General features: G+C 40.2%; 18 protein-coding genes. 8 read left to right on the top strand and 10 right to left on the bottom strand.

The window, feature by feature from the left end; translation table 11 throughout:
- Positions 1–247: 247 nt before the first annotated feature.
- From BMW30_RS07535 to BMW30_RS07525, 3 genes are all read right to left on the bottom strand, one after another.
- Positions 248–1,846 (bottom strand): CTP synthase, encoded by a 1,599-nt coding sequence (locus BMW30_RS07535; protein ID WP_091475414.1) that lies wholly within the window; start codon positions 1,844–1,846, stop codon positions 248–250.
- A gap of 149 nt (positions 1,847–1,995) precedes the next feature.
- Positions 1,996–2,487 carry a DNA-directed RNA polymerase subunit delta gene (gene rpoE, locus BMW30_RS07530; RefSeq protein ID WP_091475413.1) on the bottom strand — a complete coding sequence of 164 codons (492 nt, stop codon included), beginning with the start codon at positions 2,485–2,487 and terminating at the stop codon, positions 1,996–1,998.
- A 68-nt stretch (positions 2,488–2,555) separates the two neighbouring features.
- Entirely contained in the window at positions 2,556–3,380 is an 825-nt protein-coding gene (locus BMW30_RS07525) for a GNAT family N-acetyltransferase (protein ID WP_091475411.1), read from the bottom strand.
- Between the two features lie 130 nt (positions 3,381–3,510).
- Here BMW30_RS07525 and coaW point away from each other — a divergent pair, with 130 nt between their 5' ends.
- Entirely contained in the window at positions 3,511–4,308 is a 798-nt protein-coding gene (gene coaW / locus BMW30_RS07520; protein WP_091475410.1) for a type II pantothenate kinase, read from the top strand.
- Here coaW and BMW30_RS07515 read toward each other — a convergent pair.
- Positions 4,295–4,990, bottom strand: coding sequence for an ATP-binding cassette domain-containing protein (locus BMW30_RS07515; protein WP_091475408.1), 696 nt, complete (start codon positions 4,988–4,990; stop codon positions 4,295–4,297). The genes coaW and BMW30_RS07515 overlap by 14 nt on opposite strands.
- A 110-nt stretch (positions 4,991–5,100) precedes the next feature.
- On the opposite strand from BMW30_RS07515, the gene BMW30_RS07510 reads away from it, so the two are divergent.
- The gene (locus BMW30_RS07510) at positions 5,101–5,763 is read left to right on the top strand and encodes a hypothetical protein (protein WP_091475406.1); all 663 of its coding nucleotides are present in this window, start codon (positions 5,101–5,103) and stop codon (positions 5,761–5,763) included.
- A gap of 459 nt (positions 5,764–6,222) precedes the next feature.
- On the opposite strand, the gene BMW30_RS07505 is transcribed toward BMW30_RS07510, so the two are convergent.
- On the bottom strand, positions 6,223–6,639 hold the full coding sequence (locus tag BMW30_RS07505) for an OsmC family protein (protein ID WP_091475403.1): 417 nt from the start codon (positions 6,637–6,639) through the stop codon (positions 6,223–6,225).
- 140 nt (positions 6,640–6,779) lie between these two features.
- On the opposite strand from BMW30_RS07505, the gene BMW30_RS07500 reads away from it, so the two are divergent.
- The 5 genes from BMW30_RS07500 to BMW30_RS10615 are packed head-to-tail and all read left to right on the top strand — an operon-like array spanning position 6,780 to position 10,467.
- The gene (locus tag BMW30_RS07500) at positions 6,780–7,100 is read left to right on the top strand and encodes an ArsR/SmtB family transcription factor (protein ID WP_091475402.1); all 321 of its coding nucleotides are present in this window, start codon (positions 6,780–6,782) and stop codon (positions 7,098–7,100) included.
- Positions 7,094–8,416 (top strand): arsenic transporter, encoded by a 1,323-nt coding sequence (locus tag BMW30_RS07495; RefSeq protein ID WP_091475400.1) that lies wholly within the window; start codon positions 7,094–7,096, stop codon positions 8,414–8,416. Before BMW30_RS07500 ends, BMW30_RS07495 begins: the two co-directional genes overlap by 7 nt.
- A gap of 10 nt (positions 8,417–8,426) precedes the next feature.
- Positions 8,427–8,837: an arsenate reductase (thioredoxin) gene (gene arsC / locus BMW30_RS07490; RefSeq protein WP_091475398.1), complete on the top strand. Its 411-nt coding sequence runs from the start codon at positions 8,427–8,429 to the stop codon at positions 8,835–8,837.
- A gap of 17 nt (positions 8,838–8,854) precedes the next feature.
- The gene (locus BMW30_RS07485; RefSeq protein ID WP_091475396.1) at positions 8,855–9,880 is read left to right on the top strand and encodes an NADH:flavin oxidoreductase/NADH oxidase; all 1,026 of its coding nucleotides are present in this window, start codon (positions 8,855–8,857) and stop codon (positions 9,878–9,880) included.
- 38 nt (positions 9,881–9,918) lie between these two features.
- Positions 9,919–10,467, top strand: coding sequence for a hypothetical protein (locus BMW30_RS10615; protein WP_091475394.1), 549 nt, complete (start codon positions 9,919–9,921; stop codon positions 10,465–10,467).
- Positions 10,468–10,526: 59 nt separating this feature from the next.
- On the opposite strand, the gene BMW30_RS07475 is transcribed toward BMW30_RS10615, so the two are convergent.
- The 4 genes from BMW30_RS07475 to BMW30_RS07460 form a co-directional block, all read right to left on the bottom strand.
- On the bottom strand, positions 10,527–12,119 hold the full coding sequence (locus tag BMW30_RS07475; protein ID WP_091475392.1) for a gamma-glutamyltransferase family protein: 1,593 nt from the start codon (positions 12,117–12,119) through the stop codon (positions 10,527–10,529).
- 59 nt (positions 12,120–12,178) lie between these two features.
- Positions 12,179–13,213 (bottom strand): SEC-C metal-binding domain-containing protein, encoded by a 1,035-nt coding sequence (locus tag BMW30_RS07470; RefSeq protein ID WP_091475390.1) that lies wholly within the window; start codon positions 13,211–13,213, stop codon positions 12,179–12,181.
- Between the two features lie 63 nt (positions 13,214–13,276).
- A complete protein-coding gene (locus BMW30_RS07465) occupies positions 13,277–14,203 on the bottom strand; it encodes an AEC family transporter (protein WP_091475387.1) in 927 nt (308 codons plus the stop codon).
- Positions 14,200–14,817: an alpha/beta hydrolase gene (locus tag BMW30_RS07460; RefSeq protein WP_091475385.1), complete on the bottom strand. Its 618-nt coding sequence runs from the start codon at positions 14,815–14,817 to the stop codon at positions 14,200–14,202. Before BMW30_RS07460 ends, BMW30_RS07465 begins: the two co-directional genes overlap by 4 nt.
- 74 nt (positions 14,818–14,891) lie before the next feature.
- Here BMW30_RS07460 and BMW30_RS07455 point away from each other — a divergent pair, with 74 nt between their 5' ends.
- Positions 14,892–15,812 (top strand): VOC family protein, encoded by a 921-nt coding sequence (locus BMW30_RS07455; RefSeq protein WP_091475383.1) that lies wholly within the window; start codon positions 14,892–14,894, stop codon positions 15,810–15,812.
- Between the two features lie 58 nt (positions 15,813–15,870).
- Here BMW30_RS07455 and BMW30_RS07450 read toward each other — a convergent pair whose 3' ends face one another.
- The gene (locus BMW30_RS07450) at positions 15,871–16,656 is read right to left on the bottom strand and encodes a hypothetical protein (protein WP_091475381.1); all 786 of its coding nucleotides are present in this window, start codon (positions 16,654–16,656) and stop codon (positions 15,871–15,873) included.
- Positions 16,657–16,827 lie beyond the last annotated feature (171 nt).

Here is a 16,827-nt window from a genome sequence, read left to right as displayed (position 1 = left end):
TCCATTTGCAAGTCCGTGAGCGCATCTCATAGTCCGTCAAATTTATTTGCAAGCCTGTGAGCTACTCTCATAGTCCGTCAAATCCATTTGCAAGAGTCAAGTCCGTGAGCTAGTCTCATTGGCACGTAAATAGACAAAAACATCAAACAGAGGCACACTTCAAACTACAAACCACAAAAAAAACAGGCTTGGCTCCTTCATTCACAACCAGAAGATACCAAGCCTGCTCTTTATACTTTTATATAAACTACTTCCCTAACCCCGCATCAATCAATCCTTGGAACAATGGATGTGAGCGTGTTGGTCTCGATTTGAATTCTGGATGGAACTGCACTGCCACAAAGTATGGGTGATCTGCTAATTCGATCATCTCTACTAAGCGTCCGTCTGGTGATGTTCCACTAAACACTACGCCCGCTTTTTCTAAGTCTTCACGGTATGCATTATTGAACTCGTAGCGATGACGATGGCGCTCATCTACTTCTTCTACGCCATATAATGCTGCGGCTTTCGTGCCTGGTGCAATCACACATGGATAGTTCCCTAAACGCAGTGTTCCACCTAGATCGATCACGTCTTTTTGATCTGGCATCAAGTCGATGATTTTATGTTCTGTTTCTGGTGCTAACTCGCTAGAGTGTGCATCTGAAAGTCCAACAACATTTCTAGCAATCTCAACTGACGCAAGTTGCATACCTAAACAAATGCCTAAGAACGGGATATTATTTTCTCGCGCGTACTGTGTCGCGATAATCTTACCTTCAACACCGCGCTCACCAAATCCGCCTGGTACTAACACGGCATCCACACCGTTCAACAATTCTCCAACATTTTCCGCATTTACATCTTCTGAATTAATCCAATCAATTTCTACTTCTGCTTGACGGCTGTATCCTGCATGTCGTAATGACTCTGCAACGGACAAATAAGCATCTTGAAGCGACACATATTTACCGACTAACGCTACGCGCACGGTCTTATCGATATGTTGTAAATTACCGAGCAATGATTTCCACTCTGTTAATTCAGCCACGCGTTCTGTGCTTAAACCTAACTTCTCAAGTACAAGTGTATCTGCATTTTGTTCCTGCAAGCGAATGACGATGTTGTAAATCGTCTCTTCATCACGTGCCTCAATCACGTTTTGCTCACGGATGTCACAGAACAATGCAATTTTATCTTTTAATTCCTGACCCATTTCAAACTCTGTACGAACGACGATCATATCCGGCTGGATACCTAAGCCACGCAATTCTTTAACACTGTGCTGTGTCGGTTTCGTCTTCATCTCACCCGCCGCTTTTATGTATGGGAGTAGCGTACAGTGAATGTACATTACATTATCGCGACCGAGATCGCTCTTAATTTGACGAATTGATTCGATAAACGGCAGCGACTCGATGTCACCAATCGTACCACCGATTTCAGTAATGACGATGTCTGCATCTGTAGCTTCTCCGGCTTTAATTAGGCGTGATTTGATTTCATTCGTGATGTGGGGAATCACTTGCACAGTACCACCTAAATAATCTCCACGACGTTCTTTTTTCAATACTTCTGAGTACACCCTACCCGCAGTTACGTTCGAGTATTTATTTAAATTAATATCGATAAAACGTTCGTAGTGACCTAAATCCAAGTCCGTTTCCGCGCCATCTTCTGTAACGAAAACTTCACCGTGTTGGTACGGGCTCATCGTACCCGGGTCAACATTCAAATATGGATCAAATTTTTGTATTGTCACTTTATAGCCTCTATCTTTTAAAAGGCGTCCAAGTGATGCAGCTGTAATACCTTTACCTAGTGACGAAACAACGCCTCCGGTAACAAAAATAAACTTTGTCATATATGTCCTCCAGTAAAATTAATTAAAAAAAGCTCCCTTTCACGACAGGTGAAAAGGAGCAGTTAACAATCCCAAAATTTTTGGGAGCCCAAGTAGAATTCTACCATGTGGGCGAATTTTGTCAACATAAATTATAATCCTAAATCGTTTTATACATCATCATCATCGTCATCATAATTGTCTTCTAAGTCATCCGTATCATCGTATTCGATCTCAGTTTCTACATCGTCATCATCATCAATATCCGTGTCCGTATCAACATCTGAATCCAACTCATCATCGTCTTCTTTACCGAGGAAGTCTTCATCTTCTTCCACTTCAACTTCTTCATCATCAATGGCAGCATCATATTTATGGATCGTCGGTGCGATTTTCTCAGAAATTTCGCTCACTGAATACCAGTCACGCAGACCCCATACACCATCATCAGTCGATAAAAATCGACCATCTGTGTTTAAATCTGTGTAGAACTGAAGTACACGTTTTTCAATTTCGTCATCGTCGTAACCACCGATTTCTTTAAACTTATCGATAATATTGTAAAGGTCTGTATCCTTACCCACGTCTTGTAAGTAAATGTATGACATATCAATGAATGAGCTCTCATCCATCATTTGTTTCGTATATGAATCTATTCTCACAGTACTCTTTCCTTTCGTACACAAATTCTTAAGATAGTTTAACTTGTATCAACTTCACATGCAACACATTATTTGATGTATTTTTTATATTTCAATGAATCTTCATTGAACTTTGTATAGCCGACACGTTTCAAAAGAGTAGTATCCACTTTTTCCAAAGAGTCGTCAACGATTATGACTTCGATGTTATTATCGATTCGACGAAGCAATGCAGGCAGCTGTCTCATTGCACTCGTTCCATATCCTTTACCTTGTTCTTCCTCATCAACGATCACGTGTTTCAAGTAGAATTCTGTACCTTCAATAAACCCAGAGATGTAACCGACGGTTTCCTTCTGATCGAGGATGATATTCGCTTTAACGCCCTCGTGGTCTTTATATTGTTTGAGTTTAATGTTGTGTACATATTTCTGATTTAAATCTAAATAGTACAGACGTTCTTCCCCGATGGGACCATGTTCTTTAATCGCAACGTTGATGAAGCCAGAGCGTTCGTATAAACTCCAAGCCGCTTCATTATCACCATCCACAACAAGATAAAAATGCTCTAAATCATCGAAATTTTCTTGAACATATGATGGCAGCTTCATTGCGATCATCGTGCCGTAACCGCGTCCTTGAAATGATTCATTCACTGATAGTGAGCGTATATATATCACGTTATGCGGCGTTGCATAACCTTTATGTTGGTAGTGTTTATGTAACTGGAAAAAACCTACAATATCTTCATTTTCATTTAGTGCAACGACTGGAAATCTAAATTCATCATCAATTGCTGAGTCTAGCACTTCTAGCGGCAAGCTTGTGAACTCGCTCTGGGCTTCTGACAGTTTAAATTTTTTTAAAGCCTCTCTGTCACTTTGCTCATAAGGTCTCAACGTAATTTGTTCCATTACTACATCTCCTTCGCCGGTCGTTTTTATTTCATTCTATATTTATACCATACTTCCATAAATATGAAACGTTAGTGTTTACAAATTTTAATTCGTGATATGATAATACAAAAAAAGTAGGTGCTTTGAAATGAACATAGGTATAGATGCCGGTGGTACTTTGACGAAAATCGTCCTCGATGCACCATCAGGTCGTGTGTTTTATAAAAGAAATTCAGAGGAATATAGAAAACTCATTGAAGAATTAAATAGAGATTATCCCGATGCGAACTACTTTGTAACGGGTGGTAAGTCTGCACTGTTTGCGGCTGAACTAACTGGTAACGTAAAAACTCTCGAAGAGTTTGATGCGACTTTTACTGGATTAAAGCGCATCCTTAAAGAAGCAGATATCAATATAGATCGATTCGTTTATTTGAATGTTGGGACAGGTACGAGCATCCATGTTGCTGAAGACGATGCGCAGAAACGTATCGGTGGATCTGGCGTTGGTGGCGGAACATTTATTGGGTTGTCACAACTCCTCGTCGGAGAAAGTGATTTCGATACACTCGTCCGTTTATCTGCTGAGGGAAACAGAGATCATGTCGATCTTAAAGTAAAACATATTTACGGTGATGAAGAGCCACCCATTCCCGGAGATTTGACGGCGAGTAATTTTGCATACGTGCTAAACGATACGAGCAACATTACAGATGCCGATAAAGTTCAGGCAGTCGCTGGACTGATTGCCGAAACTGTCATGACAATCGGACTTACAATTGGTGCAACACGTGATATGAAAAATATTGTCCTCATCGGTTCAACGTTAACAAACAATGATGTCATGCATGAAATTAGTCACCGCTATGGTCAGATGCTCGGTGCGAATACGTACATCGTGGAGCAAGGTGAATTTTCAGGCGCGCTCGGCGCTATCTACGTATAACCATCAAGCGACCATCGACATCCCTTATCTTTAATGATGTGTTAAATGCATATGATAGTTTATCTTCAGATAGCTTGTTTTTATCTTGAGTCAGTTCAATAAAATTACCGTCATGCATCAGTGTGACCGAATCTGCATAAGTCATTGCGAGGCTCAAATCATGAATGCTCGCGATGACTATTTTCGTTTTCGCCTCTTCCTTTAACCAATCCATTACCAAGTACTTCTGATTAATATCCAAGTGCGCTTCAATTTCATCTGCAAGAATCACCGGTTTGTTCTCGTGATGTACTTGCGCACAAAGCACACGCTTAAACTCCCCACCACTGAGCGTCGTAATTGGCTGGTCTAAGAATTCTTCAAGAGAGAATCGTGCGATACTTTGACTGGCATCATTGGAGTTTCCAGTTAAACGCAAATATTCATCAACATGTATGCCGAACCTCGGGTTCTCCTGCGGCATAAAGCTGATGACGTCAGATGTGTCATTTAGTTTTCGTTTGTTGTACAAAATGCCACGGTTTTTTATCTGCTGACCATAGCCAATTATGCCATGTAATAATGTCGTCTTACCCGCACCATTCGGTCCGATGATGACATGTAAACCCGGCTTAAGTACTGCATTTTCAAGCTTGATTGACATATTTGGAAGTTGCATATAGAGCTGATTAATTTCCAACATTTAATGGGCCTCACTAGATTAAAGGTCATATTTTTCATATAATAATTATAGATGATTTCTTAAACTTTTCCATCGATAACTACATATCAATATATGATTGGAGGTACCTCATGAGACACCTCATACTATTGTTCGTTGTAATACTGCTCGTTGGTTGCTCACCATCACGTCCAGACTACATTACTTTTGAACGATCAGAAAACGAGCCGACATCTGACGGAGATTTTACAGACGTTGAGGAGGTTGAAGTTGAAGAAATTGATGTCTCTGCTGCCAACTTTGCAGGTTCATTCTTCAGCGGAACATACGAATACCGTGGTATTACACTACATTCATCATACGAACAGATGGTTGCGCGCTTTGGGGAACCATTGAGTGAAGAGTTTGGTATTGATGGTGTATATTATGATTACGAACATATCGGTTTCAATTTCCCAGAATCCGTAGAAAATAGTGATCCATCCGAACTGAGAATCAATGGATTTATCGTTCCGGTAGATGACATGACGAAAGTCGAAGCCGTTAATACATTTGGATGGCCGATTGAAGATGACGTCATCAATTTTAGAATGGACTATAGCAACCGTGCGGGAGACGATAGAACCATACTCATGAACTACGACTGGCAAGATAATGTAACGGCAATTATATATTTCAACGGACCTTTTGAGTCTACCGAACTATACGAGCAAGATCAGGATTATATCGACAGTTTGAATTCGAGTGATGATGATGAAGATGAAGACGATGATTCGAATGATGAGGACGAGTAAAGAGAGACGGACTAGGTTCGTCTCTTTTTGGTATTAAGGGCACGCAGATGGATTTGACGGACTATGAGATGCGCTCATGGGCATGCAAATGGATTTGACGGACTATGAGATGCGCTCACGGGCATGCAGATGGATTTGACAGACTATGAGATGCGCTCACGGACTCGCAGATTGATTTGCGTTCCTATGAAACTTGCTCACTGACTCGTAGATTGATTTGCGTTCCAATGAAACTTGCTCACTGACACACAGATTGATCTGCGTTCCAAAGAAACTTGCTCATAGACACGCAGATTGATTTGCGTTCCAATGAAACTTGCTCACTGACACGCAAATGGATTTACATGTCAATGAGACTCGCTCACGGACTCGCAGATTGATTAACGCATAAATGAATTCATCCTAAAAAACCAAACTCAGCACATTTTCACTGAGTTTGGCAATTATCAAACAAAATTTCTATAGTTTTGTCCCATTCAAATACGCGTGGACTTCTGCTTCTGCACTTAAGCTGTTTACTGCTGAACAATATTTATCTCGCGATAGCTCTGCAGCGCGCAATACATCTTTACCCGGTACGTCGCCGTCCACTTTAACATTGATATCTAATTTCACGAATTTCTGTGGATAATCTTCTTGACGTTCCCCTTCTACTTCTACAACAAGCTTTTTAACATCATCGAATTTATGGCGTAAGATGTGTTTAATATCGATCGACATGCATCCCGCAACGCCATGTAATAGCATTTCCATCGGTGACTGGCCTTCTCCAGTTCCACCAAGACTCTCTGGACCTTCCATCAAGACTTTGTTATCTGTACGAGTTCCGACAGCTTCAAATTTTGCTTCGCCGAGCCACTCTGTTGTGCTTTTCATAATAAAAGTCCCCCTTTTATTTCTCTCTCGAGTATATCAGATACCCGATTAAAATTAATCTAATCTGCATATAGACGCTTCACCAAATCTATGATAAATTCATATAAGCAAACACTTATACGAAAGGCGTGAACAATACTATGATTGATTCTCTCACTCATTACCTAAAAGTAATTTCTGATCCATCTCGCTTACAGATGATGTTCATTTTAAGTAATCATGAATGCTGTCAAAATGATTTAACCGAATGTTTCAATATGAGCCAACCGGCAATTAGCCAACACTTAAAAAAACTAAAAGAAATTGATTTGATCATTGAAGAAAAACGTGGTTACTTCACTTATATATCCGCCAATAAAAGTCATGAACACTACCCCATCATCTCTTACATTTTAAACACATATGATGGATTACTCGATGAAGTTGATTTCGATTGCGGCAATAAGGCGTGCAAATGTTAAACATCATTCAAGAGACACCTTTATTCATTTCACTCGCCGTTCTCATATTTATTGTTACGCTCACTTTCGTCATTTGGCAACCGCGCGGATTAAACATCGGTGTCACTGCTGTCGCCGGTGCACTCATCGCACTCACAATTGGCATCGTCTCACTGCAAGATGTATGGACCGTATGGGGTATCGTCTGGAACGCGACGTTTACTTTCGTCGCTCTAATCATGATCTCACTCGTCCTCGATAAGATCGGATTTTTCGAATGGGCAGCGCTCCACATTGCGAACATTGCACGCGGCAACGGATTATTGTTATTCGTTCTTATCATTTTACTCGGCGCAGCAATCTCAGCATTATTTGCAAATGACGGTGCGGCACTCATACTCACGCCAATCGTAATAGCAATGGTCCGGCATTTAAATTTCAAAGAAGCAATGGTGTTACCATTCATCATGGCCTGTGGATTTATCGCAGATTCTGCTTCCCTACCGCTCATCGTCAGCAACTTGGTCAACATCGTTTCTGCCGATTTCTTCAATATCGGATTTATAGAATATGCCATGCACATGATTGTTCCAAACATGTTCTCAATTATCGCTAGTCTCGTCGTACTTTATCTGTACTTTAGAAAAGACTTGCCAGACAATTATTTACTCAGCCATTTAAAACAACCGAACCACGCGATAAAAGATCCATTTCTATTTAATGTATCTTGGTACGCATTAATCATCTTGCTGATTGGATATTTCATCAGTGAACCACTTGAAATTCCTGTATCATTCATCACTGCTGGTGTTGCAATTGTCTTGCTAATATTATCAAGACGTAGCGAAGCTGTTCCGATTAAACAAGTAATCAAAGGTGCGCCTTGGGACATCGTCGCATTTTCACTCGGTATGTATGTTGTCGTTTTTGGATTACAAAACGCAGGTCTTACAAATTATTTAGGCCAATTGATTGCCAGTTTTTCTGAGCATGGTCTATTTGCAAGTACGATGGGTATGGGGTTTTTGGCTGCTCTTTTATCGTCTCTTATGAATAACATGCCAACGGTTATGGTCAACGCGCTATCCATTGCTGAATCAAGTGCAACGGGATTGATTCAAACGAGTTTGGTGTATGCGAATGTCATCGGTTCTGACCTTGGACCTAAGATCACACCGATTGGTTCGCTTGCGACACTTTTATGGCTTCACGTTTTAAAACAATATGGTGTGCATATTAGTTGGGGTTATTATTTTAAAGTCGGTATCATAATTACGATACCAGTATTATTTGTTACATTGTTTGGATTATGGATTTGGTTATTAATTTTATATTAGGAGATTCTCTATGAAAACAATATATTTCTTATGTACTGGTAACTCTTGTCGCAGTCAGATCGCTGAAGCATATGGGAGAGTACTACTTGAAGGCTATGAAGTGCATTCTGCGGGTATTGAGGCACACGGATTAAATCCACGTGCAGTTGCTGTTATGGAAGAGGATGGTATCGATATCTCCAATCAAGAATCTTCACTCATTCAAACGGATATTTTACACAAAGCTGATTTAGTTGTCACATTATGTGGAGACGCGCGTGATAATTGTCCGTACATTCCACCGCATATCGATCGTGATCATTGGGGATTTCCTGACCCAGCACAAGCGACAGGCACAGAGGAAGAGATCATGGAGACATTCCGCAGTGTGCGTGACGAAATCAAATCTCGTATAATAGAATTTAACAAAACTGGTAAATAACTGAAGGGATTTAATTTATGAATACTTTATTTCAGCCGTATCAATTTAAAAACTTATCATTAAGAAATCGCGTCGTGATGGCACCGATGTGTCAATATAGTGCAGAGGATGGCATTGCGAACGATTGGCATTTCGTTCATTACACATCGCGTGCTATCGGTGGTGTTGGTTTAGTCATCGTTGAAATGACGAACATCGAGCCGGACGGTCGTATTACGGACAATTGTCTTGGCTTATGGAATGATAAACAGCAAGCTGCACTTAAGAGAATAGTAGATGCTGTACATCAACATGGTGCGAAGATCGGTATTCAGATTGCACATGCAGGTCGTAAAGCGACAGACGCCAAAACACCTGTGTCGGCATCTGATATCGCACATAGCGAAAGATACAAGACGCCACATGCCTTAACGACCGAAGAAACAGAAGCGATGGTACAGAAATATAAAGATACTGCCGCTCGTGCAGTTGCTGCTGGATTTGATACAATAGAAATTCACGGTGCACATGGTTATTTAATTCACCAGTTCCAGTCACCAAGCATCAATAACCGTGACGATAAGTATGGTCAAGACCGCAGCTTATTTGGTGTTGAAGTAGTAGAAGCTGTCAAATCAGTCATGCCTGATGACATGCCACTGCTGTTTAGAACTTCTGTATATGAATTTGCAGAGGGTGGATATGACTTAGATTACGGTATTGATATGTGTAAGCGTTACGTCGAAGCTGGCGTCGACATGTTACATGTATCTGCCGGTGGTGAAGGCACGCCTTCAAAATCTAGATTCACTGGTGCATACCCTGGATACATGCTAAACTTTGCCCGTGCAGTAAAAGAGGCGTGTGATGTGCCTGTCATCGCTGTCGGTATTTTAGATGATGTGAGTACCGCAGAATATGCTGTTTCATCGGGTGCTAGTGACTTAGCGGCAATTGGCCGTGCGTTACTTCGTGACCCACATTGGGTATTAAACCAAGAACAGGCAATCGATAAAAGTGCACGCTCATTTATACCTGAGCAATATGAAAGAGGTTATTACTAACCGATACGCTGAAATTTAGTTTAAGGAGCATGATTGACATGAGATATATCATAATTTTTTCATTCATCTCTTTGTTTCTTGTGGGATGTAGTTCAGCAGAAGAAGAGCGTGGTATGACGATAGATGAACACGTTAAAGTGCACGAGGAACTCGTCGCAAAAGCCGCTGAAGAAGCGGCCGAAGCTGAAGCTGAAGAAGAGGAAGAACAAATAGAAGAAGAGGTTGTGGAAGAAGAACCGGAAGAGGAACCCGAAGTTGAGGAAGAACCTGAAGGTCCACAACCCGGTCAAAATTTATTCGATCCAACAACTGTAGAGCAAGGTGTGTGGATGGGTTATGAAGGTCAGCTCATGCACAATAATAGCGACATGGTATTAAGTCAACCAATCGAGTATGACCCATCGCGCTCATATGCAATTAATAATTCTGCATATGTATCGTATTACAATGGAGAGTCATTTATAGAAACTGTGCGATATTCAGATGTCGGTACAGAGTTGCTGATTGAACCTCGTCAAGAAGCGGATAGCATTAGAATCAGTATCCCTTCCAACCGTTCGGATTCATTTGAATTTATTATTAAGTAAGTAAAACCGGCGATTAGATGATCATCACATCATCATACCGCCGGCTTTTTTATATATAATTATAATGCAGAGATTGACCCATCTGTTCGTGATTCCGTACCACCAACAAGAGCGCCTGTCTTAGGATCACGCATAATCACTTGTCCACGACCGAAAGAATTCGGTTCAAGATTTACTTTAATATTGTGGCCACGTCGCATCAGTTCACGTGCAATATCAGCTGGGAAACGGTCCTCTACTTCCACCGTCTTATCTTGAATATATTGCCACCTCGGCGCATCGAGCGCACTCTGTGGGTTCATACCAAAGTCGATTAAGTTCATTGCAACTTGCAAGTGACCTTGTGGTTGCATAAATCCACCCATCACACCAAATGGTCCCACGGGCACGCCATCTTTTGTTATGAACCCAGGTATGATCGTATGGAATGTTCTTTTACCGCCACCTACATAGTTGGCATCTTCTTTATTCATCGAGAAATTATGCCCACGGTTTTGAAGCGCAATACCAGTCTCAGGCACGACAACACCACTACCGAATCCCATATAGTTACTTTGAATATAAGACACCATGTTCCCAAATTGGTCGGCAGTCGCTAAGTAAACCGTACCGCTTCTCTCTAAATCACCATGCTCGCGCACTTCAGCCTCTTCCCCAATTAATGCACGGCGCGCTTTTAAATACATATCGTCTAGCATTGCTTCTGACGTCACCCGCATTGTGTCAGCATCACTCACGAACTTCATCGTATCCGCAAACGATAGTTTCATCGCTTCGATTTGATGGTGGTACGCATTTGCATCCAGTGATGCAAAATCATCACCCTGTAACATGCCTAGCGCCATCAACGCTGTAATACCATCCCCATTTGGTGGTATTTCATGAATATCATAACCTTTGTAGTTTTTAGTTATCGGTGTCACATATTCAACTTTGAACGCTTTTAAATCTTCTTTTGTGATCAGTCCACCTGCCTCACTTGAAAACTTCACGATTTTCTCAGCAAGTGATCCAGTGTAAAAACTATCACTGCCTTCCTCAGCTAGTGTTTCAAGCGTTTGTGCATGGAAAGGTAACTTTTTAACCGTGCCGACTTCAGCCTCACCAAACGTTTCGAACCAATGCTTGAGCTCAGGGAAATTCGCCTCATGATTTTTAAAATTTCTATATGCATTCTTCCAGAATTTCGCAACTGTTGGCGTCAACACAAATCCTTCTCGCGCTGCAGTGATTGCTGGTGCTAGCACTTCTTTTAAAGATAAACGACCATATTTCTCAATTAAACTGCCCCATGCGCCGGGTACACCTGGAATGTTAACAGGTAACCAACCAAACTTAGGCAACGCTTCAAATCCACGTCCCATAATCTCATCCATGCTTAATTTTTTCGGAGAACGTCCACTCGCATTCATACCGACAAGCTCACCATTGATCCACGCGATCATAAACGCATCGCCACCAATTCCATTAGAAGTCGGTTCAACAACTGTTAGCATCGCTGCTGTTGCGATTGCAGCATCGACTGCATTACCACCTTGAGCAAGCATCTGCATCCCTGCTTGAGATGCTGACGGATGACTCGTCGCCACCATACCACGTTTTGAATACGTACTAAACCTAGAGTTTTGATAAGGATAATTATAATGTTTCATATGTATATGCCCCCAAAATAATTTAAAAAAAGACCTCGCAAAATGCAAGGCCATCTATGTTATCTTCCACAACATTTTTTATATTTTTTACCACTGCCACACGGACAAGGATCGTTACGTCCAACTTTTTCTTCTTTTACAATTGTTTTTGTTTTAAGTTCAGATTCTTTGTGGCCTCTAAACTTAAAGTGACGTGTATTATTTAATACACCTTCAATGTGTTTAAAGAATTCTTTCTGAGCAGCTGTATTTTTAAACTCAACATTGAGATTCGCCAAAAATTGCACGACTTGATTTTGGTTTCCACCTTGCATAACAAGTTGTAGAATTCCAATGTAATTTTGATATTTTTCTGTCTCGTCACCTTCGATATTTTTAGCAACCCATTCTCTCACCCACACGTGATGTGAAGATTCATCGATATAGTTCGGGTCACTGAACTTGATAAACTTCGCAAATTCAGGTTCGAAGTAAGGACGGTTTTTCTGAAGACGTTTCACAACTTCATACTGTTCATCCGTCATATCATCGATAACAATTTCACCTTTATCGGTATCAATTGTAATCTCATATGGTGATTCTTCTAAAAACTCGATAAGTGCGTCTTGATCCATCTCTTGAGAGTAATATTTTTTGAACAAGTGCAATAGCTGTTCAATGCTAACAATACCGTATAGATGTAACGCTGCACGAATCAAGTTCAGCTTTCTTTGAACATCGATACGCGACTCTTTGTTCTCTTCGGTATTTACTTTTTCAAAAAGATCAGAAACAACTTTCGTAATGAAGAACGTGTCTTCATTGTCTTTATCTTCAAATGCGTAGCCCATGATATATAATCCAAAGATATCTTCTAGTGAGTATTTAGCGGATTCATCATTGTTACCTGCTGAATTCTTCCAGTTATTGAAAGATACATCATCGATAAATAAAAACGCATAACGTGCTGCTTCTTCAGACTTTTGAGCTTTTACAATTTCATCAATTAACTCTTCTTTTTTTAATTTCGAATAGTTATTGACATTTAATGTCTTACATAAACGTTTTAAATCTTGGACTTTGTACTCTGTTAAATAATCTGCAATATTAACCATGAACTTCTCCTTCAAACAACTGTTGATTAAAAATATTGTACCACAAATGAAAATCGAATAAACCTAACCAAAATAAATGTTCGCTATAAATATTGTAGCTGAAACTGTGATAGGACTCAATAAAGTTGTCATCATGACGATTTCTGCTGCATAACTCGAGTCATCTGTATATTGCTGCGCGATAATCACACTGTTGACAGCTGATGGTAAAGCTGCAGCAATCAGTAACACCTGCGCAACGATTCCATCCAATCCAAATATCAAGATGATCGGAAACATCATAACTGGTCCGACTATGAGGCGTGTCAGCGTGGCGACAAATGCCGATTTACTTAGTCGCGTGAATTTTATCTGTGCGATTTGAGCACCGAGTATGAATAGAACGATCGCGACCATCGATTGCCTGATGTATTCGAATGACGACTCGATTGGTGATGGTAAATTGACATTGAATATGCTTGCGAGTAATCCCAGTAGCACCGCATAAAATATTGGCATCTTGAAGTAACCGAGCATCGCTTTAAGTTTACTCGTATCCTTTGCACTGAGCGACACGATACCATATGTGAACACAAAGATATTCTGGAAGATGATAATCATCACTTGTGTCATCATCGCAAACGGATCGGAGCGAAACACTAAATCATTGACCGGCACACCATAGTTACCTGCATTGTAAAATATGTTTGAGTTTGTAAATAATGTTTGTCGATCACGACTGAGCCCCATGAAATGGCCAATGACTTGAGCGATTAGAAAACTTACTCCGGCATAAATAATCAGTATGCCAAAGATGGATAGAAACTGTCCTAAATCAATTGCCGTTCGATATAATGTCATAAAAATAAAACCTGGCAATATATAAAATATCGTCAGTCTTGATAGCGTGCTTAAATCTAAATTGTATTTTAATTGAACGATATATCCTAAAACAACAATGATGAGTATCGGTAAGATCACTTCATAAACAATATAAAGAAATTCCGTCATTCATCTTCGAGACTTTTCTTTAAATTTAAAAACCATACATGCGCTTCCATCAACTCTTCAGACATGATGGCATGTGGCCCATCATTTAATTTCACTTCTGTCGAGCCACCACGTAACTCAAGATGTTTCTTCAATTGATAAGCATCTCCAGCAAGTGCAACCATATCGCGTGCGCCAGCAGTGATTAAATAGGATTTACCAAGCAATGATACATCACTCATTAACGAGGAATGATAAGCAGGATGTAAGAATACCGCACCAGCAACATCACTTTCAATATTCAATGTGTAGTAAGCAGCCATGTTTGCACCGTTAGAATAGCCGATAAAAATACTCTTCTTTAAATCGATATCGTATATTTCACTACATTTAATCAACGCATCATGTAACAGATGGCCTTCTTGCTCTAGGCTCTCATCGTCGTAGACGTTGTGTACATGACGCAGAAAAAATCGCGTTTGATCGTCTTGTATGACGTTGCCACGAAAGGCGAGAATATTTGCCCTACGGTCCACCATCGTGGAGAACTCCAACAGATCTGTTTCACGTCCGCCTGTTCCATGGAGCAGTATTAACGTCCAATCCGATTCACCTTCAATAAATAAGTGTTTCATTGTAAACACCTCACTCGAGAATATGATATTTCTATTATATACTTAATTTAAGATGAATTTAAGGAGTTGTGCTTATGAAAGCAAATGGTATGCATCATGTGTCCGCGATTACGAAAGAGGCACTCGACAATCATGATTTCTATACGAAAGCACTGGGTCTTCGCTTGGTTAAAAAAACAGTTAACCAAGACGATAGCAGTATGTATCATTTATTTTATGCAGATTACAAAGGAACACCAGGCACTGACATGACATTTTTTGAAATTGTCAACAGCGCACAATATCGCAAAGGGACAAATGGCATTACACGTACATTGTTCAGAGTTCCATCTAGAGAAGCGCTCGATTTCTTTAAGGAAAGATTTATTGAACGAGAAATCTACCACGAAGGCATTGTGGAACGATTTGGTAAAACGATGATGAACTTTGAAGATAGTGAAAAACACCGCATGGCTCTTGTCGTTGATGAAGCACCAACAGACATCACACCAAATGTTGTAGAAGATATTCCAGTAGAATTTGCCATTCACGGTATTGTTGCTGTAGAAGTAACTGTTCAGCATAAGAAGCCGTTTATCGGGTTGATGGAACTTGTCGGAGGAACACTCCTAACTGAAGATGCGGAAGAAGCAATCGTTCAGTTTGGCAACGAGTTTGTCTATGTTGTTGAGGCACGACATTCAACCGTTGAAAAAGGCGGCTACGGCAGCGTACATCACTTTGCACTCAATGTAGAATCGGATGAGGATTTAGAAGAAATGAGACGTCTTGTACATGAAGAGCGCTGGCCAAACAGTGGTATTAAAGATAGATTTTGGTTTAAAGCACTATACATTAGTGGCCCCGGTAATATTATTGTCGAGATTTCTACAAGAGGCCCAGGATTCCAAGTGGATGAACCGCTTGAATCTTTAGGAGAATCACTCGTGCTTCCACCAAAGTTAGAACATGAACGCGAGCATTTGGAAATGTTTTTAAAACCAATTGAAAATTAGTCATAATAAAAAACCACTTGCTGGAATAATTTGCAGCAAGTGGTTTTAATTATCTAACTTATTCGCTAACATCTGGTGCTTCGATGTCATCGACATTATCAAACTCTAAAAATTCTACTGAACTCTCTAATGAGAATTCACCTTGACTATCTTCCCCACGACTTTTGAAATCGATATACGTTATATACATTGTCTCACTGTCTATTTCAATCTGGATTTCATTTTCATTATCAGTCGTATCTACGACACCAAATGAAACACCAACGAACTCTTCGAACATCGTATGGATGTCAGAATCATTGCCTGAGTACGTATAAATGAGTTTACCGTCTTCTTCATTTTCTTCTAACCGATCTTCAAGTGTGACAAACAAATCTGCTGCGCTTTTATATGTGACGCGGTGCAGCTGTTCAAATGCAACATCTCCAGTAATATCTACCCACTCCACACCATTGTTATGGTACGTTTTACCATCCGTGTGAATTGTTCGGTCAGCATCTTCTGCACGAATGTGTAGTTGTGGTGAATCACCGTTTACCATTCTAATATATAACTCTAATCGTTCGGGATCATTGTTATCAATTGATGCTAAGATTGTTACATCAGCTTCATAACTTTCCAATGCATCCGATGCTTGAATGACCGGATGATCTGAATGATCTTCAACTTCGTCATCATCTGTATCCGAACTCGCAACGAAGGTTTTCACACTTTCTTCACTTGAAGCAGTACCCTCTGTTTCTTCTAAAGCATTATTCTTTTCTACACTTGCATCTTGTCCATTACATGCCACGAGTAGTGACGCCGTACCCACTCCTACAACGATTAATTTCAATGCTCTCATGTGCTTGCTCCTTCATTCATTCCGAATCTATCAAGTAATAGAATACTAACATTTATCCACTTACAACACTAACAAAAACATCTCTATTTAGCGATAAAATTATCATAAATATTTGATGAAAATTCTTTGATATTTCTCATTTATTCTGATATTCTTGCACATGAATAAAGT

Origin of the sequence: Aliicoccus persicus (assembly GCF_900110815.1) — a bacterium.
Classification (GTDB): Bacteria; Bacillota; Bacilli; order Staphylococcales; family Salinicoccaceae; genus Aliicoccus; species Aliicoccus persicus.
Note: the sequence above shows the minus strand (reverse complement) of the source record. Positions and strands in the feature narration are given on the sequence as shown.

Excerpts from the sequence above, each read along its gene's own strand:
- BMW30_RS07485 (WP_091475396.1), top strand. The coding sequence starts at position 8,855 with ATGAATACTTTATTTCAGCCGTATCAATTTAAAAACTTATCATTAAGA.
- BMW30_RS07450 (WP_091475381.1), bottom strand. The coding sequence starts at position 16,656 with ATGAGAGCATTGAAATTAATCGTTGTAGGAGTGGGTACGGCGTCACTA.
- BMW30_RS07465 (WP_091475387.1), bottom strand. The coding sequence starts at position 14,203 with ATGACGGAATTTCTTTATATTGTTTATGAAGTGATCTTACCGATACTC.
- BMW30_RS07495 (WP_091475400.1), top strand. The coding sequence starts at position 7,094 with ATGTTAAACATCATTCAAGAGACACCTTTATTCATTTCACTCGCCGTT.
- BMW30_RS07505 (WP_091475403.1), bottom strand. The coding sequence starts at position 6,639 with ATGAAAAGCACAACAGAGTGGCTCGGCGAAGCAAAATTTGAAGCTGTC.
- BMW30_RS07525 (WP_091475411.1), bottom strand. The coding sequence starts at position 3,380 with ATGGAACAAATTACGTTGAGACCTTATGAGCAAAGTGACAGAGAGGCT.
- BMW30_RS07535 (WP_091475414.1), bottom strand. The coding sequence starts at position 1,846 with ATGACAAAGTTTATTTTTGTTACCGGAGGCGTTGTTTCGTCACTAGGT.
- BMW30_RS07475 (WP_091475392.1), bottom strand. The coding sequence starts at position 12,119 with ATGAAACATTATAATTATCCTTATCAAAACTCTAGGTTTAGTACGTAT.
- BMW30_RS07515 (WP_091475408.1), bottom strand. The coding sequence starts at position 4,990 with ATGTTGGAAATTAATCAGCTCTATATGCAACTTCCAAATATGTCAATC.
- coaW (WP_091475410.1), top strand. The coding sequence starts at position 3,511 with ATGAACATAGGTATAGATGCCGGTGGTACTTTGACGAAAATCGTCCTC.
- BMW30_RS07500 (WP_091475402.1), top strand. The coding sequence starts at position 6,780 with ATGATTGATTCTCTCACTCATTACCTAAAAGTAATTTCTGATCCATCT.
- BMW30_RS07455 (WP_091475383.1), top strand. The coding sequence starts at position 14,892 with ATGAAAGCAAATGGTATGCATCATGTGTCCGCGATTACGAAAGAGGCA.
- arsC (WP_091475398.1), top strand. The coding sequence starts at position 8,427 with ATGAAAACAATATATTTCTTATGTACTGGTAACTCTTGTCGCAGTCAG.
- BMW30_RS07460 (WP_091475385.1), bottom strand. The coding sequence starts at position 14,817 with ATGAAACACTTATTTATTGAAGGTGAATCGGATTGGACGTTAATACTG.
- BMW30_RS07470 (WP_091475390.1), bottom strand. The coding sequence starts at position 13,213 with ATGGTTAATATTGCAGATTATTTAACAGAGTACAAAGTCCAAGATTTA.
- BMW30_RS07510 (WP_091475406.1), top strand. The coding sequence starts at position 5,101 with ATGAGACACCTCATACTATTGTTCGTTGTAATACTGCTCGTTGGTTGC.
- BMW30_RS10615 (WP_091475394.1), top strand. The coding sequence starts at position 9,919 with ATGAGATATATCATAATTTTTTCATTCATCTCTTTGTTTCTTGTGGGA.